Source organism: Microbulbifer flavimaris, from assembly GCF_001641755.2.
Lineage (GTDB): Bacteria > Pseudomonadota > Gammaproteobacteria > Pseudomonadales > Cellvibrionaceae > Microbulbifer > Microbulbifer flavimaris.
Window position 1 is genome coordinate 1 of the sequence record NZ_LRFG02000027.1, and the last position, 252, is coordinate 252.

At 34.5% G+C, this 252-nt stretch carries 1 protein-coding gene; it reads left to right on the top strand.

All coding sequences use genetic code 11. The annotated features are described in order from the left end of the window. Positions 1-58: 58 nt before the first annotated feature. On the top strand, positions 59-252 hold a 194-nt coding region (locus tag AWR36_RS16415; protein ID WP_231745375.1), incomplete at its 3' end, for a hypothetical protein.

A 252-nucleotide genomic window follows, 5' to 3' on the forward strand; every position in this document is an offset into this window, starting at 1 on the left:
AAGACTTAACAAAATATCCTCATCAAATGGGAAAAGAAAATCTCTTGCGGGTTTATATGTGGATGAAGGAATTATCCGATATATAACAGCACAATACTCAGAAAAACTTCCATATGGGTGTATGATTGGCTATGTGCTTGACAATGATATAAGCTTCGCAAAAAAACAACTTCACACAGCTATTCGCCGCAGAAGTAAACTAATAAAACTCAATAATCAAACATTTCTCACTAGAACTACCAGCTCAATACT